Origin of the sequence: Acinetobacter sp. 766875 (assembly GCF_000582055.1) — a bacterium.
Lineage (GTDB): Bacteria > Pseudomonadota > Gammaproteobacteria > Pseudomonadales > Moraxellaceae > Acinetobacter > Acinetobacter nosocomialis.
Genome location: NZ_JEXX01000007.1, coordinates 18,947 through 45,433 on the forward strand (window position 1 = coordinate 18,947; position 26,487 = coordinate 45,433).

Consider the following 26,487-nt stretch of genomic DNA (forward strand, 5'->3'; position numbering starts at 1 on the left):
TTTGAATTATAGAAAATCATACTGTACAAAAAATAGGATAAACAAGTTGTTCTTTATTAAGGAGCTTCTTTTCAATAACCTTTAGGAGAAAAACAAAAAAAGCCCCGTAGGGCTTTTTATGACATGTTTAATACATTCTGATTAGTGGTCTGATGCACCAGAAGCACCAATACCTGTCATTGAACGTACATATTGTGCGTCGAAAGCAGCACGTTCTTTTTTCGCACGTGCTGAGTTATCAGTCACTGAGAAGAACCAACAGCAAAGGAACGACAATGGCATCGCAAACAATGCAGGACCATTGAACGGGTTAATTGGTGTATCTGAGATTTTTAAAGTATCAACCCATACCGCTTTAGATAAGATGATCAGTACAACAGCTGTTACCAAACCAACCACCCCACCAATCACAGCGCCACGTGTGGTTAAACCTTTCCAGAACATTGAAAGAACAAGTACCGGGAAGTTCGCACAACAAGCCACAGAAAACGCTAAACCTACCATGAATGCTACGTTTTGCTTTTCAAATAAAATACCCAAGATCATGGCAAAAACTGCTAAACCAAGCGTCGCGATTTTTGACATACGAAGTTCAGAAGCTGGAGTCGTTTGACCTTTTTTAAATACGTTAGCGTATAAGTCGTGTGAAATTGCAGATGCACCTGAAAGTGTTAAACCAGCAACAACAGCAAGAATCGTTGCGAACGCTACTGCTGAAATGAAGCCCATGAACAAGTCACCGCCTAAAGCGTCACTTAAATGCACAGCTGCCATGTTGTTACCGCCAACCAGCTCAAGCTTTCCTGTCATTGCCATTTTCGCAACATCAAGGAATTGCGGGTTGTTTGATACAAAAAGGATCGCACCGAAACCAATAATGAAAGTTAAAAGGTAGAAGTAACCAATAAAACCTGTTGCAACGACTACAGATTTACGTGCTTCTTTTGCGTCTTTTACAGTGAAGAAACGCATAAGAATGTGTGGAAGACCCGCTGTACCAAACATGAGTGCTAAACCAAGAGATAAAGCATCAATTGGGTTTGCAGCAAGTTTACCAGGACCCATAATTTTTGCAGCGTCGGCAAGGCTTATGTTATGGACTTTACTGAACACTTCAATAGATTGGGTAAACATATTGCTGAAACTGAAACCAACAGCTTTCATGACCATAAATGCCATAAAGGTTGCACCGCTCAGTAACATGACCGCTTTAATGATTTGTACCCATGTGGTTGCCAACATGCCACCAAAAATTACGTATGCCATCATTAATAGACCAACAATGACTACAGCAATGTTGTAGTTCAAACCAAATAGCAATTTAATCAGCTGACCTGCACCCACCATTTGCGCAATTAAATAAAATGCAACAACTACAAGTGAGCTAAAAGCAGCTAAAGTACGAACTGGTTTTTCTTCAAGACGGAATGACACTACGTCGGAAAGGTTATATTTACCGAGGTTACGTAAACGCTCTGCTACCAAGAATAAAACGATTGGCCAACCGACCATGAATCCCAGAGAATAAAGTAAGCCATCAAAACCAGAGCTAAACACCATTGCAGAAATACCAAGGAATGACGCCGCTGACATAAAGTCACCCGCAATTGCCAAACCATTTTGGAAACCACTAATTCCGCCACCAGCCGTATAGAAATCTTGTGCTGATTGAGTTTGTTTTGCAGCCCATTTAGTAATGAACAATGTGAAACCAACAAAGATGACAAACATGATGATGGCATGCCAGTTGGTTGCTTGCTGCTCAGCTTCACCTAAATCCGGGCCTGCCATAGCAACTGTTGAATATAGCGATGCTGCCGCCAATAAGGCTTTCGCTTTTAATGAATTCCATTTCATATTAGTGTAATCCTTTCTCGTGCGTGATGGCCTCGACTTCCTTCAACGCTTCTTCACTCAACTGATCAAGGGTGTTATTCGCGATGTAGGAATACACGCCACAAAGTACGAAAGATAAAATGATAATTCCTATTCCAAGAGGAATCCCCCATGTCGTTACACCGCCACTAAATGAACTCATCAAAAATTCTTTGTTGTAGCCTACAAGTAGCATAAAGCCCACGTAGAGAATTAACATGATGATGGTGAGGGTCCAACTTAATGCACTTTTTGTCTTGACCATTTTTTGAAACTTTGGATTACGTAGAATCTGTTCCACTTGGCTTTGATCCATAACCAAACTCCTTACATAGTGCCCAACCTTGGTCACTTTTTTTTAATGTATTTTTTCATTATTAAAGTTAGCAAGATTACCTCTAAGTCGTAACTTAGACTTTGGTCGTTAAAATTTAATCAATTTATAGCTTTGTATCGGCATAGGTTATGATAGACACACGGTTTCACTTATGTAGGTCATATGAACAGCTGGCTGATTATTGGGGTGCTCACTCTTTATATTGCGCTTTTATTTGTCTGTGCTTTTTTTGGTGAGAAGCATGCCAGTCGTCTTGGCACCCGTGGCCGCATGTTTTTATTTAGTTTAACTTTAGGTGTCTATTGCTCATCATGGACATTTTATGGGGCAACCGGTGCAGCCGTACGTGAAGGCGTCATCTTCTTGCCTATTTATTTAGGCCCACTGTTATTTGTCTGGTTTGGCTATGACATCTGGCGGCGTTTAGGTCGAGTACGGCAACACCATGCGATTTCGTCAATCGCTGACTTCGTCGCAGCACGCTATGGTAAAAGTGGTGTGCTGGCCTCATTAGTTACTATTCTGGCGGTTATCGCGATTATCCCCTACCTCGCGTTACAGCTCCGTGCAATCGCTTTAAGTACCTCGGTCATTATGGAGCAAAGCTCGCATATTCATACGACGACCAACAGTGTGTTATTGCTCACCAGTGTGCTTGCGATTTTAGCCATGATCTTTGGCACAAGACAGATCGCAAACACGGAACAGCACGGCGGGCTCATGCTTGCGGTTGCATTTGAGTCATTTGTGAAGTTATTTGCCTTACTTTGCGTCGCTTTATTTTTTATTTTTGAATCACCAGCTAACCTCAGCCAAATGACCTCTGATGTAAACCAGACTTTTCAGGAGGTTCAGCTCTTTGGTGTACCTGAAACTTTCTGGATTCAAACTTTACTGGCAGGCTTAGCCATTATTTGTTTACCACGCCAGTTCCACGTGGCGGTGGTCGAGCTACGCGATGAAAAGCATATTCGCGGTGCCCGTAAATGGTTCGCGGTTTATCTCATTTTAACTATTTTAGCTATTATCCCAATCGCAAGCTGGGCTTTGCATGCCGCACCGAAATTCCTAACTGTACCCGATGTGGCTGTACTGTCACTGCCGTTAAGTTACAACCAAGAATGGCTCGCTTTACTAGCCTTTTTAGGTGGCTTTTCAGCTTCGACAGGTATGTTACTGGTTTCATCAGTTGCATTGTCTATCATGCTCAGTAACGACTTGATTATGCCTGCCTTATGGCGTTTTAAATTGCTGTCGCGTCATGATAAACATTTACCTAAAGTTCTGAAGTTCAGCCGTCGTATCAGTATTGTCGCAGTGATGCTACTTGGCTTTTTATTTTTCCATTTCTTTAATGATATTAACCAACTTTCAGTTTTTGGTTTATTGGCGTTTAGTGCTGTAGCGCAGTTTGCTCCGGCACTGATTGGTGGTTTGTACTGGCGTGGCGGAAGCCGCCAAGGTGTCTATGCAGGTCTGATTGTTGGATTTTTAATGTGGAGTTATACCTTACTCTTTCCAACAATTTTGCGTAGCTTGCCTGAAGCCTATCAGGATGCTGCTCAAAGTATTTTGCTTTTTGGTCCTTTTGGCATTAATGCCTTACGTCCGGAATCTTTATTTGGTTTTGAGTCATTTGCTCCTTTAACTCACGGTGTCATTTGGTCACTTGGTTTAAATATTGTTTTATATATCTGGATTTCAAAAATTTATCGACCAAGTGTGGCAGAACAAATTCAGGCAGAAAGCTTCTTCTACTATGAAACTAAGCCTTTACCATCACCACACACATCTACTGATTTAACCTATCTTCCTCATGACGCGGCCCGTTTAAAAGTAGGTGATTTATTTGCCTTGGCAAAAAGAATTACAGGTGAGCAACCCACTACACAAGCGTTCGAGAACTTTTGTGAGCAAAATCATCTCACACTCAATCCCAATACAATTGCCAATGGTATGTGGTGGCGTTTTACCGAACAATATCTGGCCGGTATTATCGGTGCTGCTTCTGCACGTACTTTGCTCACGACAGCCATGATTAATAATGGCCTTGCTTTGGGTCAAGTCGCTAATATTTTAGACCAAGCATCTCAGTGGCAACGTTTCAATCAAAATTTGCTTATGACCATGATTGACCACATGACCCAAGGGGTAAGTGTGGTCGATAAAAATATGTGTCTGGTCGCGTGGAACAACCAATATTTAAAACTATTTGGTTATCCAAAAGACCTTGTTTATGTCGGCTGCCCAATTGCCGACCTGATTCGTTATAACGCTGAACGCGGCGAATGTGGCCCCGGTTCAGTCGAAGAGCATGTACGCAAACGTCTTCACTGGATGAAAGTCGGCAGCGCCCACGAGTTTGAACGTATCCGTAAAGACGGCCGCGTTATTCAAATGCGAGGTAACCCAATTTCAGGCGGTGGTTTCGTCACGACATTTGCCGATATTACGGCCTTCCGTGCGAACGAAGCCGTACTTGAAGCTCGCGTAAAAGATCGGACTCAACAGCTTGCTGATGCCTTAACTGAACAACAGCTTGCACGTGAGCAAGCTGATATGGCCAATATGTCCAAGAGCCGATTTATTGCTGCGGCAAGTCACGATCTATTACAGCCTATGCACGCTGCTCGTCTGTTTAGTACTGTTCTTGAGCAAAGCATTTCGACTGAAGAAGACCGCCAAACCTTACAGCAACTTGACCGTGCACTCTATGGTGCAGAAAGTATGCTGTCTGCCCTACTCGATATTGCACGTTTGGAAGGCGGCACCATACAACCAAAAAGACAACCTTATCCGTTGCATGATTTACTCAGTGACCTTGAGTTGCAGTTTAAATCGATTGCCGCTCAGCGGAATATTTCACTAAAAGTCCACGATGTGTCTTTCTGGATCGATACTGACCCGCAGTGGATTCGTCGTATTATTCAAAACTTTGTCAGCAATGCCCTACGCTATACCGCCAAAGGTCGAGTAGTCGTAGGCGTACTTCGTTCTGCACAGCAATCTGGCCATATTCGAATTGGGGTTTGGGATACCGGACCTGGTATTGCTGAAGAACAACGAATTAAGCTATTCCAAGAGTTTGAACGTTGCGGACATTTATCTCCTTGGGGTGAACAAGGTTTAGGATTAGGTCTCGCCATCGTACAACGTATGACAGGTTTGCTAAATTACCCTGTTCATGTTTACTCGGAGATGGGCAAAGGCTCATGCTTTATGATTGAGGTGCCTATTGTCGAGCCACCAAAAGTAGCAACACCAACTGTACAGGCCGTGCCTTTAAAAACAAAAGCCTATCGTATTTTGTGCCTAGACAATGATGAAACGATTCTTGAAGGTATGAGTAGTTTATTAGGCCGATGGGGTTATCAAGTTTTTAAAGCCACTGAACCTGAGCAAGCTCTAGACATTATTCAAAAAGAGAATATTCAGGTTTGGCTCATTGACCAGCACTTGAATAACAATCAGCTTGGCGTTGATTTTATTAATCAAAATCGTCAAGAAGATGTTCCCGTTGCCTTAATTACAGCGGACTCCCATCCCGAGTTACCACAGCAATTAAAAGAACTAAATATAGTTCTACTTAAAAAACCACTAAAACCGGCCTCATTAAGAGCTTGGTTATCTGGTCTTAAAATTGCTAGTACGACAGACTAATCATTTATCGCTTCCCAACTTTTAATAAGTTTGGGGAGCGATGCTTGGCAAAAATGTTTAGCTAAATTTAAGCCAATAGGCAGAACTGCTCAAAATGTCTACTTTTAGTCAATAAATTATTGACCAAAATTTCCAAAGACTCTTTTTCTATGGCAAAGCTCACCTTTTTTGTAAGTGAACACTTGTACACTTAGTTACAATTTAATAAGTTATTGTTTTTATAATTATTTATTTAATAAAAATCACTATATACGACTTTAGTCTTATTCTACTTGCATTCTGCATGACACATAAATATTCAAAACGCATTTTATTCGTCTGACGATTTATTTGAACTTATTTTGCCTGATCGCACCCCTCCTCATGAATTAACGCAAAGGACCACTGCCATGAATATTTCTGATAACAGCCCGCAAGGCCAACTTTCTTCTCAACAGTTTTATCGCCAATACAGTGCCAATGCCTTACTTCCAGAGTTAGATTGGCAAAGTATTTTTCCGCACAGCAAGCTGAGCGAAGCACATATCAAAGCTCTTAATACAATTTATCAGTGTGCTGTGCCCCTCGCACTTAATGTGTTTCATGATTTAAATTTTGATGTATTTGCACCTGCTGCTTATCATCCGCAAGGTTTGGGCTTATTTGACAAGTTAGCGCAACAAGAAGAGAACTTCTTAAAAGTCCTCACTGCTGAAAGTGAAAATCTTGATCATGACACACGCCATCAAATCTGGAGCATGTTACTCCGTGGCGGTGCTGTTCTGGTTTTCAAAGCTTGGCTTGGCCATGTCAAACTTGGAGAAAATCAGTTAGATATGACTCAGTTTGATGAACTTTCTGACTTGCTCTTTATTAAGACACCTCCACATCAACTTGCTGAGCGTTTGCATGTAGATGAAAAAGCAAAACTTGACCATATCTTCTTAATGTATGACAATGATATTTTCCTTGACCGGTTCAATAGCCTAGAAACCGCAGCACTTTTTGTTGATTTAGGGGTTTATGATGCAGCTTTCTTAAGCTTGCGTGATGACCGGGTAGCTGAATATTTAAAAAGTAAAGGCTACGTAACTCAAGAACAAATTGATGATTTGCAATGTGCTCTTAACCCACTGTACTGCGACAGCCTAACACCTAAGCAAGATTGCCTTGCTTAAGTGGAACATATAAAAAAGACCTCCATTGAGGTCTTTTTTATTTTAGATTTTTTTATCTTCAATATTTAATGCGCTGATTGCCAATACAGCCTGTGTACGATTTTGTACGCCTAGTTTTCTAAAAATAGCGGTTACGTGCGCTTTAATGGTGGCTTCTGAAACATCAAGCTCATAAGCGATCTGTTTATTCAACAAACCTTCCGCAACCATCATCAAAACACGGAATTGTTGAGGCGTTAACGACTGAATACGTTCAGCCAAAGCAGTTTCATCTGCCGCACGCGGGTCAAGATTAATATTTGATGGAAGGTTTGGTGGTAACCAAATTTCGCCATCTAGAACTTGACGAATCGCTTCACCAATATGACTTGGATGAGCCGATTTAGGAATATAACCCATTGCACCATGCGCAATCGCACGTTGGATAATTGACGCTTCTTCGTGTGCAGAAACCACAATAATTGGAATAGAGGGATATTGTGCTCTTACATAGACCAGAGCAGAAAAGCCTGAAGCACCTGGTAAGTTTAAATCAAGTAATACCAGATCAGGTTCTGCCCCATTTTCCAAACGCTCATAAAACTCATCAACCGAAGCTGTTTCATGAATTTGTGCCTGTGGCAGGCTATAACGTACTGCTTGAATCAAAGCATGACGAAACAAAGGATGATCATCAACGATTAAAATATTCATAAGCGATTAAAGTAATCTTGAGCATAAGTATGGCCTATTGTAACCCTACTATTTAGATGAAAGATATGCTCATCTTATCCATTTTTATGCAAAATGTTGTTAAATACAGTCCTTTGCTTCGTTTTCCCGTTGTTTTTTACCTTTTAATCAAAATTAATCTATTTTTTATATAAGCTTCATTTTTATTCTAAAAAAGATATCACCAATAATTATATAAAATAAAAACAATTGCTTAACTTACTATTAAATTATAAAAATCAACTATTCGGGTTTTATATTTAAAACTGATAAGGTTGACCAATTTCGTTATTTTACAGTTTGCCGTCATTGTTGATTAATAAGTCCAATGTTGTTTTTTAGGCTTAGGAACCAAATCATGACTGGTATCGCATCATCAAAACCTTTAAATATTGTTGCTGTTTCTGGTGGCTTAAATACCCCATCTAAAACCGAAAGTCTGGTTCAGGCCATTCTTGATGAGTTATCTGAAGCAATTGATATTCAAGTTCACTTTATTAAATTAAGTGAAATCGGACCATTATTAGGCGGTGCATTTTATCGCAATCAACTCCCGCAACGTGTACAAGATGACCTTGCAGCAGTTGAAGCAGCAGATGCCTTGATTGTGGGTACACCTGTCTACCGTGCCTCTTTTACCGGTCTTTTCAAACACTTCTTTGACTTCGTTGAACAAACTGCATTAGTCGATGTACCTGTACTTTTAGCTGCATCAGGTGGTAGTGATCGCCATGCTCTGGTACTCGAACACCAACTTCGCCCATTGTTCAGCTTCTTCCAAGCACAAACTTTACCAATTGGCGTATACGCAACAGATCGCGACTTTACTCCTGAATATACAGTGAAAAGTGAGCAACTAGCTGACCGTATTACACTGGCCGTAGCGCGTGCATTGCCAATTCTAGAATGGGCGCCAGCAAAAGGTAAACGTGCTGAGGTGGTTAAACCTAAATCTCAACAAGCGAATCAAGAGCTTGGTATTAATAAGCAAATTGAGCAAGAAGAAGTATTACCTTCGGCAGCTGTACCAAACCTTGATGCAGCCGAATCTCGTTTGCATCACAAGTCCGGTAAATCATTAACGCATGTTGCCTAAGCGCAATATAGCTAAATAAAAATAACGAATGGGGAGAGAGCACCATGACGCAATTACAACAACCAATTAAATTTGCTTATTGGGTACCAAATGTAAGCGGTGGCCTTGTAGTGAGTAACATCGAACAGCGTACAGATTGGAGTTATGACTACAATGTTCGACTTGCACAGGCTGCCGAAAACAATGGTTTTGAATATGCGCTCACTCAAATTCGTTTTACGGCGGGCTATGGGGCAGAAAACCAGCATGAGTCTGTGAGTTTCAGTCATGCATTACTTGCAAAAACTGAGAAACTTAAAGTGATTGCGGCGATTCTACCCGGCCCTTGGAAACCGGCACTTGCAGCTAAACAGCTGGCTACGATTGATTATCTAACCGAAGGCCGCATTGCTATTAATGTGGTAAGTGGTTGGTTTAGAGGCGAGTTTGATGCGATTGGTGAAGAGTGGCCTGAGCATGATGAGCGTTATGTTCGCTCTGAAGAGTTTATTCGCACGCTAAAAGGAATCTGGACCACAGATAACTATAGTTTCGATGGTAAGTATTACCAATTCCAGAACTACACACTTAAGCCAAAACCTCTGCAAAAACCACATATTGAAGTCTTTCAGGGCGGCAGTTCACGTGCTGCAAGAGACATGGCGTCTCGTGTATCCGACTGGTATTTCACCAATGGTAATACTGTAGAAGAAATTCAAAAACAAGTCGAAGATATTCGTACCAAAGCAAAAGCCAATAATCACCATGTCAAAATTGGGGTAAATGCGTTCATTATTGCCAGAGATACCGAAGAAGAAGCTAAAGCAGTACTTCAAGAAATTATTGATAAAGCCAATACTGAAGCAGTCAATGCATTTGGCGATGCAACTCGTGAAGCGGGTGCGGCTTCACCAGAACAAGAAGGCAACTGGGCAAAATCAACTTTTGAAGATTTAGTTCAATATAACGATGGCTTTAAAACCAATCTAATTGGTACACCTCAGCAAATTGCAGAGCGTATTGTGGCGCTTAAAAATGTAGGTGTCGATTTGGTTCTTTCCGGTTTCTTACACTTTATTGAAGAGGTGGAATATTTCGGAGAAAAAGTTCTGCCGCTCGTTCGTCAGTTAGAACTTCAACAGGAAAAGGAGGTAGAAATCCCAGCTAAATCAGCCTAAAAAACTCCAGTTAAACAGCGCAAGATAATAAAAATAACAAATTAAAATAAAGTTTTATTGGCTCCAAGACTCGGCTTGGAGCTTTTATTTTTTAAGATTTCTCAACTTCTCGAACAACAGTTTCAACTGAATAGCGGCACCATTTTGAAAGAACCTCAATAAATTCATTTAATGCTGCAGGTTCAAAATGACTCACAATCATATAACAGGCATTACCCATAACCTTAAAGCATTCATCAATCTGTTCGTATTGCTTGACCAAATTTTCAATTTCTTCAAAAGCGCGTTGTTCATTTAAATGCAAATGAATAAATTGTTTATGTAGGTATTGCACAGCAATGGTGTAGTTTTTGATAACTCCTGCATCCATCAACTGGGCTATTCGAGCACCTACAGCCTGCCCCGTTCGATGGACACGCTGACCAATTTCTTTATTTGTTAAACGGGAATCTTGCTTGAGTAATGCAATAATTTTTAGATCAATCGGGTCTAATTCAATATTCATTTTTCATGGCGAAAGAAAACTTGCGATAATGCTTTCATTTGACTATAGCCGATTTTTCAAGCAGAGAATAATCTTGTTTTATCTCATATCAACAAGAGTGTTCTCATGAAACAAGCACTGTTAGTTATCGATGTACAAAATGATTATTTTAAAAATGGCAAAATGGAATTGGTTGGACCAGATCAAGCGCTCGATAAAATAAAACAGCTCGAGCAATATTTTAATGAAAAAGATTTACCGATTATTTATGTGCAACATATTAACCCGCCACAAGCCAGTTTTTTTCAAGAAAATACAGATGGGGTTTTACTTCATCCCGAACTGCATGTTCATAATGATTCATTGGTTGTAACTAAGCATTATCCCAATAGTTTTTTAGAAACTAATTTAGAAGAACTTTTAAAAGCGCACCAAATTGATCAACTCGTGATTACAGGCATGATGACACATATGTGTATTGATTCAGGGACACGTGCAGCCAAAGAGCTTGGCTATCAACCTATCTTAATTGCAGATGCCACCGCAACACGTGATTTAAGCTATGCTGGAAAGACCGTAAAAGCTGAAGACGTGCAAATAGCTTTTTTAACTGCGCTTAGTACATTTGCAAATGTACAAAATACGACTGACTTTCTAGCAAGCTCTTAATGGTGCTTAATAAAAAAGCCCCCTTAGGGGCTTTTTTAGAGATTATTTTTGTCTATCGGGATAAACCGTTGCAATTAACTGCTCTACTACAGCAGGTTCAGCTAAGGTTGAGGTATCGCCCAAACTATCAAGCTCGTTTGCCGCAATTTTTCTTAAAATACGGCGCATGATTTTGCCAGAGCGCGTTTTAGGTAATGCTGGCGCCCAGTGCAGGGCATCTGGCGAAGCTACTGGCCCGAGTACTTTACGTACCCAGTTAATTAACTCTTTACGCAGCTCTTCCGATTCTGGAACACCCGCCTGTAAGGTCACGAAAGTACAAATACCTTGTCCTTTAATATCATGCGGCATACCTACCACGGCTGCTTCTGCTACTGATTCATGTGAAACAAGAGCACTTTCAATTTCAGCCGTACCTAGACGGTGGCCTGAAACGTTTAAGACATCGTCAACACGACCTGTAATCCAGTAATAACCATCTTCATCACGGCGGGCGCCATCACCTGTAAAATAAGTATTTTTGAAGGTTGAGAAATACGCCTCAATAAAGCGGTCTGGGTCCCCCCAAATAGTACGCATCTGGCCTGGCCATGAATCTTTAATCACAAGGTTACCTTCAGCTGCACCTTCTAACTCGTTACCTTCACCATCTACAATGGCTGGTTGAATACCAAATAAAGGACGCGTTGCCGAACCTGGTTTTAAAGCTGTTGCACCCGGTAATGGCGCAATCAAAATACCACCTGTCTCAGTTTGCCACCATGTATCAACAATCGGGCAACGGCCTTCGCCAACAACATTGTAGTACCAGTTCCAAGCCTCTGGGTTAATAGGTTCACCAACCGAACCAAGTAAACGTAAACTGCTACGATTACTTTCACGTACATACGAATCACCTTCTCGCATCATGGCACGAATCGCAGTTGGCGCTGTATACAAGATAGAAACTTTATGTTTATCGACCACATGACCAAGACGTGCCCATGTTGGATATTGAGGTACACCTTCGAACATTAAGGTGGTCGTACCATTTGCCAACGGACCATAAATCAGATAACTATGCCCTGTAATCCAACCAATATCGGCTGTACACCAATACACATCGTCTTGTTTTAAATCGAAGACTTCTTTGAAAGTACTGGTTACATAGACCAGATAACCGCCTGTGGTATGCAACACACCTTTGGGTTTACCTGTTGAGCCTGAGGTATAAAGAATAAATAAAGGGTCTTCTGCCTTCATTGGTTCTGGAGGACAGTCAGCATCCACCTCCATAATAATAAGGTGATACCACAAATCACGGCCTGGCTTCATTTCGATTGGGTTTGCATTACGGTAAACCACAATCACATTTTCAACACATTCGGTACCCGGCAATGCTAAAGCCAAATCGACATTTTCTTTAAGTGGTAACAGCTTACCGGCACGTAGGCTTGAGTCTGCGGTAATTACAAGTTTAGCTTGGCTGTCTTCAATACGGCTTGCCAAAGAGTCTGGCGAGAAGCCACCAAATACCACACAGTGAACTGCACCAATACGGGCACAGGCTAACATGGCAATTGCAGCCTCAGTCACCATTGGCATATACAGCACAACGCGGTCACCTTTACCAATGCCATATTTCTTCAAAACGTTGGCAAAGCGGCAGACTTCATCGTGTAATTCTTTATAAGAAACGATTTTATGACGAGAAGGATGGTCACCTTCCCAAATAATGGCAGGGTTATGTGGATGTTCTTTAAGATGCCTGTCCAAACAGTTTGCTGAAACGTTCAACTCACCATCAGCAAACCACTCAATTTTGAAATTGTCTTTGTCAAAACTGGTATTTTTAACTTGGGTAAATGGCTTTATCCAATCGACAATTTTAGCTTGCTCTGCCCAGAATTCATCTGGGTTCTCGATAGAGTGTTGATAACGTTTAAAGTAGTCTGCTTCAACAGTACGAGCTGTTTTTTTAAATTCCTCTGGTACTGGATAGATCTCATTCATACGCAACTTCCTTGATCTTGTGCATCCCATCTCGAGACTGTGGCTATTATTTTACTGGATCTTATTTGTATGCCTGTTCAGTATGATGACTCTCTCAAAGTCAAAACAATCCGACTTTGGTCATATATTAACCACTTACTCAAACATACGAAATTGTGAACATTTTTATAAAATTAAGTTGATTTAAAACATTTGTCTATAGCTTTTACTTTTATAATTTTTTTAAGTTTTGATGGTTTTGACCATCAACAAAGTTTATTTTAGCTTTTAGAAGCAGTGCAGGAATAAAATAAGATGTTTGCCGAAACTCCCTCTTCACGACCACCAGAGCTTCCGTTTAAAGATAGTCCTTTTTCAATTCATGGTCGCTTTAACCGCATGAGTTATTTAGGTGGATATGGCCTAATTTATTTAATTACACTTATAGGTTATTTCATTTTAGCTTCCTTTCTTGGAAGTTTTCAGCTTTCAAGCGATCTATTTAATTTTGAGTTTTATAGCTCTCTTTCCGGCGTAAGTGCCTTAGTAGTATGGGCTTTTTGGCTATTTTTGATCTACCTCAATATTATTCTGGTCGTTCGGCGCTTACACGATTTAAATAAAAGTGGCTGGATGGGCCTGTTGTTATTTATTCCGGTGGTTCAGTTCTTTTTTATGATCTATTTATTACTTGCTTCTGGTACTGCAGGCCCAAATCAGTATGGCCCTGTTCGGCCTTCAACCTTTATCGAGAAACTGATGGCTTGGCTTATTTTAATCGCTATTTTAATTAGCCTTATTTCTACCGCAGGCTTTTTTTACTACTTCTCTGGTACCGATACTATCCAAACCCCAACACAAATTTTACAAAAAGGAACGCAATACTTTTAATTAAAAAACACTTTATTATTTAGATGAACTCATTATAGTAGGCGCACATTTTATCTCCTACTATGATGAAAGCTAAAAAGGCTTTCATGAATTTATTTAATTAGAGACTTGTCGTGGCTGATGAACAAAAATCCTTAACGGATGTTGCAAAAAATACAGGCGAACTTTTGCAAGAAGCAGGTACTAAAACCACACAAACGGTTTTAGCACATACCGAGAAATACCATGATGCCTATACTACTATCGACAAAATCGTAGATAGTTTTTGGGAACGTGTACCTTATATCTGCATTGCGATTACCGTTTTTATTATTTTTTGGCTACTGACCAAATTATTTAAATTCTTTGTGCGTAAGACTTTAGAAAATCGTTCTTATACTCGCCAAAATTTGGTTCTTGTTTTAAACCGTGTCGGTAGTACAGCAATCTTATTCTTTGGTTTCTTAATTGCTTTAGTCATTATGATTCCAGGGTTTACGCCAGGCCAACTCATGAGTGCATTGGGTATTGGTTCGGTCGCAATTGGTTTTGCATTTAAAGATATTTTCCAAAACCTGCTTTCAGGTATTTTGATTTTATTGAGCGAGCCATTCCGTATTGGCGATTCGATTGTAGTGAATTCACTTGAAGGAACTGTAGAAGATATTCAGATTCGTGCAACGTTCCTGCGCTCACCGGATGGCCGTCGTATCGTTATTCCAAATGCAACCGTTTATACGAGTGCTTTAACGGTAAATACGGCTTACCAACAACGTCGCTGTGAGTTCGTAGTCGGTATTGGTTATGATGACGATGAGCAAAAAGCGAAACAAATTATTTTAGATATTCTCAATAATGACCGTAATGTACTCAGCCAGCCTGCTTTCTCAGTTAACGTGACAGCTCTAGCAGACTTTTCGGTTAACCTTACGGTACGTTGGTGGATTAATACCACTGAGACAGATATTTCGTCATCTACAAGTACTATTCAAGCCGAAGTAAAACAAGCCTTTAATGCAAATGGCATTAATATTCCTTACCCTATTCAGGAATTAAAAATGGCCGCTAATCATTCGCCATTGAATGCTGAGAACTCAGCTAAATAAACGCCCTAAAATATAAGAAATAGACGTTTCGGTTCTTAAAATACGGTTGCCTAAGCTCATCGCTTGGCAACCGTTTTTTATGAGTAAATCAACTTCATAAGGAATAAATCCACCTTCCGGCCCGACCACTACACTACAAGCATGGCTAATATTAATTGGCATACTCTGCTCGGCATAAGGGTGAGCCACATAGGCAGGAGATTCTTCTGAAATTAGGGTTGGCAAAACGTCTTCAACAAAAGGTTTAAAACGTTTATACATTTGAATTTCAGGAACAATTGTGTCGCCTGCTTGCTCAAGTCCAAGCGTAACGTATTGTTCAATTTGCTGTAAAAATGGCGTTTGCCAATAGCTTTTATCAACGCGATAACTATGAATTAGGCTTATCTTTTCAACACCTAAAGTCACACTGTCCATAATTAGACGACGTAAGACTTTAGGCCGTGGTAAAGCCAAAATTAAATGAACTGGAAGCTTCGTTGGTACTGCTTCTTCACGAATAGGGCGTATACGGACTTCGTGCTCATTTATTGAAACAATTTCAGTGATATAACGGACGCCGTTGCGAATACCAACTTTTAGGTTCTGGCCGACCGTGATATCAAGATGTTCACGCAAATGCTGTAATTGACGTTTTGAATGGATAGACCATGTATCCGATTGAACATCTTCAGGCTCTAGTAAAACAATATTCATGATTTTTCGGCCAGATAGCGATTAATCACCCCGATATGTTTTTGTAATGAACCTTGATTACGATGCAATACTTTATGCGCCTGTGCCACTAGCTGTTCAGTCGCCTCAGGCTCTGCTAGACACGCTAGCCAGATATCAACGACCTGCTGTGCATCTTGAGCGATAAGCACAGCATTTTCATCAATGAACTCATCAACAATCGTTTGAAAGTTAAAGTAACGTGGTCCAACCACTGTAGGTACATTTAAAACCATCGGTTCTAAAATATTATGTCCACCACCCGGCTCATTTAAAGAACCACCTACAAAGCACACCTGACTTAAGGCATACCATAACCAAAGCTCCCCCATGCTGTCGGCTAAATAAACCTGTGTGCTTGCATGGATACTCTGTCCCATACTTCTACGATGCGTAACTAAATTTAAATTTTGGCAAATTTCAAATACTTCGTCGAAACGTTCAGGATGACGAGGCACCACAATACACACCAGCTGACGGTCTGAATTTAAATGAGGCGCAAGTGCTTCTAAAATTTGTTGTTCTTCAGGTGCATGTGTACTGGCAATCGTCACAACCTGACGATTTGCCAAATACCACTGCTGATGCAATTGAGCAGCTTGCTTAATAAAAGCCTCAGGTGCATGAATATCAAATTTAATATTTCCAACAACCTGACTTTTATGCTCGTCTAAACCAAGCTCGACATAACGCTGACGGGTTGCACTATCTTGTGCTAATACCCAATCGATTTGCTTTAACATACCGGCAGTTAAACTTGAGACTTTACTATAACCCTTTGCTGACTTTTCAGATAAACGAGCATTAAGTAATAAGCATGGTACATGCTGTAATTTGGCTTGATCAATTAAATTGGGCCAAAGCTCAGTTTCAACTAATGCTAAAAGTCTCGGTTTGTATGATTCGAAAAATTGTTTTAAAAGAGGCTTTTGATCTACAGGCAAATAAACTGCTTGGAATAAATCTAAATATGGCTCTTTTAAAAAAAGTGACTTAGCGCGTGCCTGACCGGTTTTTGTAGTATTGGTCACTAAAACTGGCTGGCCAAGTTTGAGATAGTGCTCAATAAGTGGCTGCGCAGCATTGGTTTCTCCAACTGAAACCGCATGAAACCAGATGGCTTTTACATTTTTCGGATCTTCAAACGGCCCAAATCGTTCCAGACATTCCTGATGATATAATTCCAGACTTTCTGCACGTCTTTTTATCCGCCAACGATAAAACGGTTTTAATAAATGGAGTGCTGTGTTGTACCAAAAAGGGGTCGCCAAGCGGTTTGCCTCAAATAGTCAAAATTTAAAAACTGGGGAAAATATAACATAGATAAAAAAAATGGCAGAGTTTCGATACCTAAACTCTACCATATACAAGAAAAGTCATTGACTGAACTCACAAAAGAGTAAGTTCAGTAAATAGTAAATCTAAATAAAATAATGATTTTAAGAAGCTTCTAAAGCAGGATAGTCCGTATAACCTTCAGCGCCTTTAGCATATAAAGTCGTTGGTTGAAGCTCATTTAATGGCAGACCTTGCTCTAAACGTTGTAATAGATCAGGGTTAGCAATATAAGCCTTACCAAAAGATACAGCATCTGCCTGACCTTCACGCAAAATACGTTTTGCTGACTCTGGTGTCAGGTTTTCATTGGCAATCCACACGCCATTAAATTTTTGACGTAATTGTGGACCGATACTATCGGCTGCTTCATATTCACGAGAGAAAATGAAAGCAACATTACGTTGACTTAATTGTTCAACCACATAACCGAATGTCGCTAGCGGATTTTCATCACCCATATCATGAGAGTCGCCACGCGGTGCAATATGTACACCTACTCGGCCAGCGCCCCACACTTCAATAAATGCATCAACCACTTCCAATAACAAGCGGGCGCGGTTTTCAACTGGACCGCCATACTCATCATTACGTTGGTTGGTATTACTTTGAAGGAACTGGTCAATTAAATAACCATTTGCAGCATGTAATTCAACACCATCAAAACCTGCTGCTTTAGCTAGTTCTGCTGAATGTTTATATTGAGCAACAACTTCTTTAATTTCTTCAATCGAAAGCGCACGTGGTTTTACATATGGGCGTTTAGGGCGTAATAAACTTACTTCACCCGCAGGTTGAATTGCACTTGGAGCAACAGGAATATCACCATCCAAAAGTTCAGGGTCGGAAATACGACCCACATGCCAAAGTTGAACTACAATTTTTGAACCTTGTGCATGAACTGCTTCAATAATCTTATTCCACGCTTGTGCCTGCTCTTGTGACCATAGTCCAGGGGTGTCTGCATAACCCACAGTTTTTGAACCAATCACTGTTGCTTCAGTGAGAATGAGACCAGCATTTGCACGTTGCTGATAATATTCCACCATTAAGTCGTTTGGAACACGACTTTCTCCACTACGTGCACGTGTTAATGGGGCCATTACCAGTCGATTTTTAATTTCAAAATCACCAACTGTTAAGGGAGTATTGAGTTCAGCCATGATCGCCTCGACTTACACTTTATTTGTTTTAAAGTGTTTGTTTTAAATGTTCGATATATTGCTGAATCAAAGCTTCGTTACGTGAAAAATAAGACCATTGTCCATATTTTTGGACCTGAATGAGACCAGCCTGCTGTAATACAGACAAATGATTGGACATTGTAGACTGAGCTACTTTACCCAAACGTTCAATATGACCTGCGCAAACCCCTTTTTCAAAACTACCACCACATTCTTCTACCGGTAAATAATGCGCAGGTTCCTTTAACCATTGCAGAATCTGCCGACGAAGAGGATTGGCTAGGGCTTTGCTAATTGCATCAATATCCATAGGCTCAACACGTCTTTTAAACGAACAAAGCTTTGTTCAGCATTTCGAAAACATAATATCGCATTTTTTCGATATTCATATCCATTTTTTTCGATATTCATATCGTATTTTTCCGATTAACTTCCGATCACTGAACTGCTTTGCCGTTTTAATCGCTAAAAATTTAAGAGTTTAAAAGAACTAAAAGTTCAAAAGACTCTTACAACCCCTGCTTTAAACTCGCTTCAATGAAGCGATCAAGATCACCGTCAAGAACTGCACCAGTATTTGAGTTTTCAACACCTGTACGTAAGTCCTTAATACGAGAGTCATCAAGTACATAAGAACGAATTTGGCTACCCCAACCAATATCAGACTTCGAGTCTTCAAGTGCTTGAGCTGCTTCATTACGTTTTTGCATTTCTAGTTCATACAATTTTGCACGTAACTGTTTCCATGCATGATCACGGTTCGCATGTTGTGAACGTTGGTTCTGACATGCAACCACAATACCTGATGGAATGTGCGTCAAACGAACTGCTGAATCTGTTTTGTTAATGTGCTGACCACCTGCACCAGATGCACGGTAAGTATCGGTACGAACATCAGAAGGATTAATATCGATTTCGATATTGTCATCAACTTCTGGTGAAATAAATACCGCAGAGAATGAAGTATGACGACGGTTACCACTGTCAAATGGTGACTTACGCACTAAACGGTGTACACCAGATTCTGTACGTAACCAGCCATATGCATATTCACCTTCAACGCGAATCGTTGCAGATTTGATACCTGCTACATCACCATCAGATACTTCCATAAGTTCTGCTTTAAAACCGTGACGTTCAATCCATCGCATATACATACGTAATAACATTGAAGCCCAATCTTGTGCTTCTGTACCGCCTGAACCTGCTTGAATCTCGACATAGCAAGGATTCGGATCCATTGGGTTGCTAAACATACGGCGGAATTCAAGTTTTGCTAATTCTTCTTCGGCAGCGCCAAGCTCAGATTGTACATCTACCAGCAAGCTTTCATCATCAGCTTCAACAGCTAAATCCAGCATTGCTTTTGCATCTTCAAGCTGTGTAGATAAACCATCTAAAACGTTAATAACGTTTTCTAGTTCGCCCTTTTCTTTTGCCATTGCCTGAGCACGGTTTTGATCATTCCAGATCGCAGGGTCTTCTAACTCACGTAAAACTTCTTCTAAACGTTCTTTTTTCAGATCGTAGTCAAAGATACCCCCGTAGTGTTTGGCTACGATCAGTTAAGTCTTTCAATTGGTTTAGATAAGGATTAATTTCCACGCGAGTGTTCCCATAAAAACAGATAAACAGTCGAATATTTTATCATAGCTATGGTTATCTTCGAACCTGCTTTAATTCATAACCGTCATTTCAATTTATAAATTTTTTAATTTTCTTTCAGAAGATTTTAAGCTTAATTCGTAACATCCCCATACAAAATTGGGTACTTTTCCAGCATTTTTGAATTTCTACACAAAATCTCCTCAATTTTAATAAAATAAAACATTATGTTTTTATATTTTAAAATCAATATCTTAAATTAAATATAGTTACAAAAAAAGCACATGGTTACAGTCCGGTTACTTGCACAAGATTGACGGTAAATGTTTTTGCTCTAGACTAAAAGTTGTAACAAAACATTTATAAAATCGTTTTTAGAGGGGAGAGATTCCATGAAAAAACTAGCAATTGCATCAGCTCTTTTATCTGCACTTGCAGTAAGTGGCGCAGCAAACGCTTACCAAGCTGAAGTTGGTGGTTCTTACACTTATCTTGATCCAGATAACGGCAGCAGCGTAAGTAAATTTGGTGTTGATGGGACTTATTATTTCAACCCTGTTCAAACACGTAATGCACCGCTTGCTGAAGCAGCATTCTTAAACCGTGCAAGCAACGTTAACGCACACGTTAACTATGGCGATAACAGCGGTACTAAAGATACTCAATATGGCGTAGGCGTTGAATACTATGTTCCTAACACTGACTTCTACCTTAGCGGTGATGTAGGTAGAAATGAACGTGAAATCGACAACACAAACTACGACCAAAAAGTTACAACTTATGCTGCAGAAGTAGGTTACTTACCAGCACCAGGTTTGTTACTTGCTTTGGGTGTTAAAGGTTATGACGAAAAAGACGGTAAAGACGGCGCAGATCCTACCGTTCGTGCGAAATACGTAACTCAAGTTGGTCAACATGACGTAAACCTTGAAGCGTATGGTGCGTTTGGTGACCTTGACGAATATAAAGTTCGTGGTGACTACTACATCGATAAAACTTTAAGTTTAGGTGTGGACTACTACAACAATGACTTAACTGATAAAGACGAATGGGGCATTAATGCTAAAAAATTCTTAAATCAGCAAGTAAGTCTTGAAGGTCGTATTGGTTTCGGTGATAACGACAACACTTATGGTGTTCGTGCAGCATACCGCTTCTAATCTTACCTAGATTTAAAAAATCCGCTCAATTGAGCGGATTTTTTATTGATTTAAATGCACAATTCGTAGCTGTAAGCTCACATTGCCATTAAAAACATTACGGTCTATTTCATAAACTAAATGTACATGGTCACGCATTGGATCAAACTCGAAGCGGCCGGCTGCGTTAAAAGCAATCGCATCGAAACTGTATTGATCTATCGCTAGTCTAAGTTTCAGGTGTGTCTCTTTGAGCCAACGGAAATCGATAACTTTAAAATGTCCCTCAAATTGAGGCAGTGGAAATTTTTGTCCCCATGGCCCTAACTGCTCAATCCAGTTCAAGGTATCTAACTGCAAAGCAGAGACAGGTAACTCACCATCAGTCCATAATGTCGCTTGAAAGATTGATTCATCCATCGCAGCTACACAATCATTAAATACGGTTTTAAAAGCTTCAAAGTTTTCTTTACGAATCGTAAGGCCGGCTGCCGCAGCATGTCCACCAAAATGGCTGACCAACTCAGGATGTTGTTCAGCAACTTGCTCAATAGTATCTCGAATGTGAACACCATCGATTGAACGTGCTGAGCCCTTAATATGAACGCCATCCTCATCGGGTGCAAAAACAATCGTTGGCCGATGAAATTGCTCTTTCAAACGCCCCGCGACAATCCCGATGACACCTTGGTGCCAGTTTTCTTCAAATAGAACAAGCGCCGGTGGGATATCTTGTTGTGAAAGCTGCAAATTATCTAAAGCCGATAAAGCTTGTTGTTTCATCTCCCCTTCAACTTGGCGGCGGTCTTTATTTAGCTGATTTAATTGTTGAGCAATGGGGTATGCAGTTTCCATCGAATCTGCTAATAAACACTCGATCCCAATGCGCATGCTCTCCATACGTCCAGCAGCATTAATGCGTGGTCCAAGCACAAAACCTAAGTCTTGCGCACGTATTGAAGTTGCTTCCCGACCAGCAATATCGAGTAAAGCTAAAATCCCTACTCGACACTGATGTTGCTGAATACGTTTTACACCGGCATCAACCAAAATACGGTTGTTATAATCCAAAACAGCAACATCGGCATAAGTTCCCAAAGCGACTAAATCTAAATATTGAGTCACCTTACTTGTGCTTTTGCCTTGTCTATTGCGTAGACTCGCCAAATTGGCAAGTACATAAAAAGCAACGCCAACACCGGCAAGCGCCTTACTTGGAAACTCACATCCTAATTGGTTCGGGTTTACTACCGCCTCAGCAAGCGGGGTTTCTTTGGTCGTTAAATGATGATCGGTAATAATTACTTGCATGCCTAAGGCATGTGCTGCATCAACACCAGCATGGCTGGAAATTCCATTATCTACCGTAATTAATAGATCGGGTTTATAAGTTTGATAAGCAAGCTCAGCAATGGCTGGAGTAAGGCCATAACCATATTTGAAACGATCTGGTACCAGATAGTCGACTTGTGCTCCCATATCGCGAAGCACGAGCATCATTAAAGCAGTGCTAGTTGCACCATCAGCATCATAGTCTCCTACAATGACAATTTTTTTCTGCTCATCGATGGCTTGGTCCATTAATGCGACAGCAGCGTCCAACCCTTTGAGCTCTGGAGCAAGCAGGTTCTTAAGTTTTAGCTCTAATTCTTGTTCAGATTGCACCCCACGTCTTGCCAAAATCTCGGCAATAAACGGAGGCACGCCCTGAAACTGTTCAGGGCGCGTCAATAAAGGTCTTTGTTTAATTTGTATTTTTGTCATTTAAGGCATCAGTCGGTGCAATGTCCATTGACCGTCGATTTTTTCATAACTCAAGCGGTCATGTAAACGATTTGGTCGTCCTTGCCAGAATTCATAATAGTCCGGTTGCAGACGATATCCGCCCCAAAACTCTGGCTTATCGAGTACTTCACGGCTTTGAACTTGTTGTTGAAAGTCTTGAAAACGCTGTTGCAACAACTCTCGGCTTTCTATCTTACCGCTTTGCGGTGTACTGATATGAGCTGCAATCTGGCTGTCACGTGGACGCTTATGATAATAGTCGGTAGATTCCTGTTCAGGAATTTTGACGACATGACCACCCACTCGTACCTGACGCTCTAAGCTAGGCCAATAAAATAACAGTTCAGCATAGGGATTTTCTGCCAAATCTGCCCCTTTCTGGCTGTCATAGTTGGTATAGAAATCATAACCTGCTTCTGTCGCACCGCGTAACAATACAGTTCTGACATGTGGACGACCGCTAGCGCTCGCAGTTGCTAAAGACATTGCATATGGTTCGTGCAAGTTGGCGGCTAAGGCATGATTAAACCAACCTAAGAATTGTTCATGCGGATTACTCGCGACTTGTGTTTCGTACAATTCACCTTGTTCATAGCTTAAACGTAATTCGCTTAAGTCTTTAATGACGTCACTCATGCCATATACCTTATGCAACTTGCGCTTGTGAACGGACTGCATTTGCTAAATGTTCAGCCAAAGCATTCACTTCTTGTTCGTCATCACCTTCAACCATGACACGAATGACTGGCTCAGTTCCAGACTTACGAACTAAAATACGTCCACGTCCTTTAAGCTGTTCTTCTGCTTTATTGAACTCAGTCACTAATGCTGGAATAGAGTATGGATCAAGCATTTGTTCTAAACGTATATTTACAAGCACTTGTGGGAATAATTTAAAGTCCTGAACCAATTCATGGAGCGCTTTATTTTGCTCAACCATTACAGTTAACACTTGAAGTGCTGCAATAATCGCATCACCTGTTGTGCTCTTATCTAACGTTAAAATATGTCCAGATGGCTCTCCACCTGTAACCCATCCATTTTCATCTAATGCTTGTAATACATAGCGGTCACCAACTTTTGCACGAACAAAGCCAACGTTTGCTTTTTCAAGTGCAATTTCAAGCGCCATATTACTCATAACAGTACCAACAATACCTACTGGCTTGTTTTTCGCTTGAGTCGCCAAAATATATAAGATGTGGTCACCATCAATTAAGTTCCCAAACTTATCAACCATCACGACACGGTCGGCATCGCCATCAAAGGCAATTCCTAGATCAGCTTCTTGCTCAACTACTGCTTTTTGTAAACTTTCTGGGTGAGTCGAACCACAGTTTTCATTAATATTTAAACCATCTGGCTCGTTGTACAGAGCAACAACTTTGGCGCCTAACTCACGGAAAACTGATGGACCAACGCTATAAGCTGCACCATGTGCACAATCCACAACAATTTTTAAATTATTTAAATCGAAGTGATATGGAAATGTAGACTTACAAAATTCAATGTAACGACCATTTGCATCATTTACACGAACACTTTTACCTAAGTTCGCAGTGTCATCAATAAATAACTCTTTTTCTAATTCTTTATTAATTTCTTCCTGTAATGAATCTGGTAATTTTTTACCTTCACTTGAGAAAAATTTAATTCCATTATCAAAATAAGGATTATGTGATGCAGAAATAACAATCCCTGCATGCGCATGTAAGGCACGGGTAAGATGTGCAATAGCCGGTGTCGGCAATGGTCCAAGTAAGTGAACATATACACCAGCAGCGTTTAATCCCGCCTGCAAAGCAGACTCTAAAATATAGCCAGATAAACGTGTATCTTTTCCTAATACCACAAGCGGTTTATTTTTTGGACTCGTTCGTTTTAATACCTTCCCTGCGGCGAACCCGAGTTTTAAAGCAAACTCTGGTGTAATCGGCATTTGCCCAAATTTTCCACGAATACCATCCGTTCCAAAATAACTCATAGCTTATCTCATTTTTACGCCACTTCAGCCGTGGCTCATTTCATATATGGCTATTCTGCCATATCTATTTTCATCAGATTTACTTTACACCAAAAACAAAAAGCCGTCAGTGTACTGACGGCTTTCTTACTTGATTTGGTTACTAAAATCTAACCAACACGATAGTTCGGAGCTTCTTTAGTAATCGTTACATCATGAACATGTGACTCAGACATGCCCGCTGAAGTAATTTTCACAAATTTCGCATTTTGGCGAAGGTCTTCAATCACTGATGAGCCTGTATAGCCCATAGATGAACGTAAACCACCCATCATTTGATGAACGATGTTACCCATTGGGCCTTTATATGGAACACGACCTTCAATTCCTTCTGGTACTAACTTTTCAGCACCTGCTTTTGAATCCTGGAAGTAGCGGTCAGCAGAACCTGTCGCTCCAGCCATTGCACCTAATGAGCCCATACCACGATATGCTTTGTAGTAACGGCCTTGAAAGAATTCAACCTCACCAGGTGCTTCTTCTGTACCTGCTAGAAGTGAACCAACCATGATTGTGCTTGCACCCGCACCGATCGCTTTTGCCATATCGCCAGAGAAACGGATACCGCCATCTGCAATTAGAGGAATTTGATCTTTCAGTGCATTAGCTACGCTGTCAATCGCAGAAATTTGCGGCATACCAATACCTGCCACAATACGTGTCGTACAGATAGAACCAGGACCAATACCTACTTTTACAGCATCTGCGCCTGCATCTAATAATGCCAATGCAGCATCACCAGTTGCGATATTACCGCCAATCACTTGGACTTGAGGGAAGTTTTGTTTTACCCAACGTACACGTTCAATAACACCAGCAGAGTGGCCGTGTGCTGTATCAACAACAATGACGTCAACACCAGCTTCAACCAATGCTTCTACACGACTTGGTGTTTCAACGCCTGTACCTACCGCAGCACCAACACGTAAACGACCAAGATCATCTTTACAACTATTTGGATAACTCTCAGCTTTACGGAAGTCAGTTACCGTAATTAAACCTTTAAGTTCGTTGTTTTCGCCAACGACCAAAACTTTTTCAATGCGATGCTTTTGCAATAATGCTTGAATATTTTCTTTAGACTCGCCTTCACGCACAGTCACCAAACGATCTTGGCCTGTCATGATGTTGCTAACAGGTTGTTCCAAGTTAGTTTCAAAACGTGTATCACGGCCTGTCACAATACCAACAACCTTGCCGTCTTTAACAACAGGTACACCGCTAATGTTATTAGCGCTGGTAATTGCAATAAGTTCACGTACTGTGGTTTCTGGGGTTACAGTGATTGGATCTTTCACCATACCCGCTTCGAATTTTTTCACACGGCGTACTTCTGCAGCTTGAGCAGCAATATCCATGTTTTTGTGCAAAATCCCGATACCACCATTTTGCGCCATTGCAATCGCCATACGTGACTCAGTCACTGTATCCATTGCAGCTGAAACTAATGGGATATTTAAATGAATGCCGCGAGTTAAACGTGTCTTTAAAGAGACATCTTTTGGGAGAACAGTAGAGTAGGCAGGAAGTAATAAGACATCATCGAAGGTTAGCGCTTCTTGAACGATGGTCAGCATAACAATCTCACTGGTAAATTCCGTGAGCTATT

The 26,487-nt window shown here is 40.7% G+C and carries 22 protein-coding genes; 8 read left to right on the forward strand and 14 right to left on the reverse strand.

What is annotated here, in order from left to right; genetic code table 11:
- Positions 1 to 141 precede the first annotated feature (141 nt).
- Positions 142 to 1,857 (reverse strand): cation acetate symporter, encoded by a 1,716-nt coding sequence (locus J576_RS08285; protein WP_002053821.1) that lies wholly within the window; start codon positions 1,855 to 1,857, stop codon positions 142 to 144.
- 1 nt (position 1,858) lies between these two features.
- Positions 1,859 to 2,191 (reverse strand): DUF485 domain-containing protein, encoded by a 333-nt coding sequence (locus J576_RS08290; protein ID WP_002053967.1) that lies wholly within the window; start codon positions 2,189 to 2,191, stop codon positions 1,859 to 1,861.
- A gap of 183 nt (positions 2,192 to 2,374) precedes the next feature.
- On the opposite strand from J576_RS08290, the gene J576_RS08295 reads away from it, so the two are divergent.
- Together J576_RS08295 and J576_RS08300 are read left to right on the forward strand one after the other, a co-directional pair.
- The gene (locus tag J576_RS08295; RefSeq protein WP_002053849.1) at positions 2,375 to 5,872 is read left to right on the forward strand and encodes a hybrid sensor histidine kinase/response regulator; all 3,498 of its coding nucleotides are present in this window, start codon (positions 2,375 to 2,377) and stop codon (positions 5,870 to 5,872) included.
- Between the two features lie 389 nt (positions 5,873 to 6,261).
- Positions 6,262 to 7,029 (forward strand): hypothetical protein, encoded by a 768-nt coding sequence (locus J576_RS08300; protein WP_002053878.1) that lies wholly within the window; start codon positions 6,262 to 6,264, stop codon positions 7,027 to 7,029.
- Positions 7,030 to 7,071: 42 nt separating this feature from the next.
- Here the strand turns inward: J576_RS08300 and J576_RS08305 are convergent, their stop codons facing one another.
- Entirely contained in the window at positions 7,072 to 7,722 is a 651-nt protein-coding gene (locus J576_RS08305) for a response regulator (RefSeq protein ID WP_001023261.1), read from the reverse strand.
- A 376-nt stretch (positions 7,723 to 8,098) separates the two neighbouring features.
- Here J576_RS08305 and msuE point away from each other — a divergent pair, with 376 nt between their 5' ends.
- Both msuE and sfnG read left to right on the forward strand, forming a co-directional pair.
- Complete coding sequence (gene msuE / locus J576_RS08310) at positions 8,099 to 8,836, forward strand: FMN reductase (RefSeq protein ID WP_002053935.1); 738 nt, start codon at positions 8,099 to 8,101, stop codon at positions 8,834 to 8,836.
- A 44-nt stretch (positions 8,837 to 8,880) separates the two neighbouring features.
- A complete protein-coding gene (gene sfnG / locus J576_RS08315; RefSeq protein ID WP_002053823.1) occupies positions 8,881 to 9,993 on the forward strand; it encodes a dimethylsulfone monooxygenase SfnG in 1,113 nt (370 codons plus the stop codon).
- A gap of 91 nt (positions 9,994 to 10,084) precedes the next feature.
- On the opposite strand, the gene J576_RS08320 is transcribed toward sfnG, so the two are convergent.
- Complete coding sequence (locus tag J576_RS08320) at positions 10,085 to 10,498, reverse strand: Lrp/AsnC family transcriptional regulator (protein WP_001019411.1); 414 nt, start codon at positions 10,496 to 10,498, stop codon at positions 10,085 to 10,087.
- Positions 10,499 to 10,603: 105 nt separating this feature from the next.
- On the opposite strand from J576_RS08320, the gene J576_RS08325 reads away from it, so the two are divergent.
- On the forward strand, positions 10,604 to 11,146 hold the full coding sequence (locus J576_RS08325; protein ID WP_002054030.1) for a cysteine hydrolase family protein: 543 nt from the start codon (positions 10,604 to 10,606) through the stop codon (positions 11,144 to 11,146).
- Between the two features lie 42 nt (positions 11,147 to 11,188).
- Here J576_RS08325 and acs read toward each other — a convergent pair whose 3' ends face one another.
- Positions 11,189 to 13,138 carry an acetate--CoA ligase gene (acs, locus tag J576_RS08330; protein WP_033844818.1) on the reverse strand — a complete coding sequence of 650 codons (1,950 nt, stop codon included), beginning with the start codon at positions 13,136 to 13,138 and terminating at the stop codon, positions 11,189 to 11,191.
- A gap of 294 nt (positions 13,139 to 13,432) precedes the next feature.
- Here acs and J576_RS08335 point away from each other — a divergent pair, with 294 nt between their 5' ends.
- Both J576_RS08335 and J576_RS08340 read left to right on the forward strand, forming a co-directional pair.
- On the forward strand, positions 13,433 to 14,008 hold the full coding sequence (locus J576_RS08335) for a DUF805 domain-containing protein (protein ID WP_002053807.1): 576 nt from the start codon (positions 13,433 to 13,435) through the stop codon (positions 14,006 to 14,008).
- Between the two features lie 113 nt (positions 14,009 to 14,121).
- Entirely contained in the window at positions 14,122 to 15,093 is a 972-nt protein-coding gene (locus tag J576_RS08340; RefSeq protein ID WP_002053811.1) for a mechanosensitive ion channel family protein, read from the forward strand.
- Here the strand turns inward: J576_RS08340 and J576_RS08345 are convergent.
- The 5 genes from J576_RS08345 to prfB all read right to left on the reverse strand — a co-directional run bounded on the left by J576_RS08345 (position 15,082) and on the right by prfB (position 19,931).
- Complete coding sequence (locus tag J576_RS08345; RefSeq protein ID WP_002053903.1) at positions 15,082 to 15,789, reverse strand: 16S rRNA (uracil(1498)-N(3))-methyltransferase; 708 nt, start codon at positions 15,787 to 15,789, stop codon at positions 15,082 to 15,084. The two genes, J576_RS08340 and J576_RS08345, sit on opposite strands and share 12 nt — an antisense overlap.
- The gene (locus tag J576_RS08350) at positions 15,786 to 17,078 is read right to left on the reverse strand and encodes a 3-deoxy-D-manno-octulosonic acid transferase (protein WP_002053996.1); all 1,293 of its coding nucleotides are present in this window, start codon (positions 17,076 to 17,078) and stop codon (positions 15,786 to 15,788) included. The genes J576_RS08345 and J576_RS08350 overlap by 4 nt, the downstream gene beginning before the upstream one ends.
- Positions 17,079 to 17,246: 168 nt before the next feature.
- Positions 17,247 to 18,305 (reverse strand): alkene reductase, encoded by a 1,059-nt coding sequence (locus J576_RS08355; protein WP_002053864.1) that lies wholly within the window; start codon positions 18,303 to 18,305, stop codon positions 17,247 to 17,249.
- Between the two features lie 28 nt (positions 18,306 to 18,333).
- Positions 18,334 to 18,636 (reverse strand): ArsR/SmtB family transcription factor, encoded by a 303-nt coding sequence (locus J576_RS08360; RefSeq protein WP_002053977.1) that lies wholly within the window; start codon positions 18,634 to 18,636, stop codon positions 18,334 to 18,336.
- Between the two features lie 199 nt (positions 18,637 to 18,835).
- Positions 18,836 to 19,931 (reverse strand): peptide chain release factor 2 gene (gene prfB, locus J576_RS08365; RefSeq protein ID WP_099143691.1). Its coding sequence is split into 2 segments (ribosomal slippage): positions 18,836 to 19,858 and positions 19,860 to 19,931, totalling 1,095 coding nucleotides; the frame shifts between segments, so codons are not numbered across the junction.
- 392 nt (positions 19,932 to 20,323) lie between these two features.
- On the opposite strand from prfB, the gene J576_RS08370 reads away from it, so the two are divergent.
- Positions 20,324 to 21,091, forward strand: a complete 768-nt coding sequence (locus J576_RS08370; protein WP_002053751.1) for a putative porin — start codon at positions 20,324 to 20,326, stop codon at positions 21,089 to 21,091.
- Between the two features lie 42 nt (positions 21,092 to 21,133).
- Here the strand turns inward: J576_RS08370 and recJ are convergent, their stop codons facing one another.
- From recJ to guaB, 4 genes are all read right to left on the reverse strand, one after another.
- A complete protein-coding gene (gene recJ, locus J576_RS08375) occupies positions 21,134 to 22,834 on the reverse strand; it encodes a single-stranded-DNA-specific exonuclease RecJ (RefSeq protein ID WP_002053888.1) in 1,701 nt (566 codons plus the stop codon).
- The gene (gene pdxH / locus J576_RS08380) at positions 22,835 to 23,491 is read right to left on the reverse strand and encodes a pyridoxamine 5'-phosphate oxidase (RefSeq protein ID WP_002054058.1); all 657 of its coding nucleotides are present in this window, start codon (positions 23,489 to 23,491) and stop codon (positions 22,835 to 22,837) included.
- Positions 23,492 to 23,501: 10 nt separating this feature from the next.
- On the reverse strand, positions 23,502 to 24,839 hold the full coding sequence (gene glmM / locus J576_RS08385) for a phosphoglucosamine mutase (protein WP_002053874.1): 1,338 nt from the start codon (positions 24,837 to 24,839) through the stop codon (positions 23,502 to 23,504).
- A 149-nt stretch (positions 24,840 to 24,988) separates the two neighbouring features.
- A complete protein-coding gene (guaB, locus tag J576_RS08390) occupies positions 24,989 to 26,455 on the reverse strand; it encodes an IMP dehydrogenase (RefSeq protein WP_002053986.1) in 1,467 nt (488 codons plus the stop codon).
- Positions 26,456 to 26,487 lie beyond the last annotated feature (32 nt).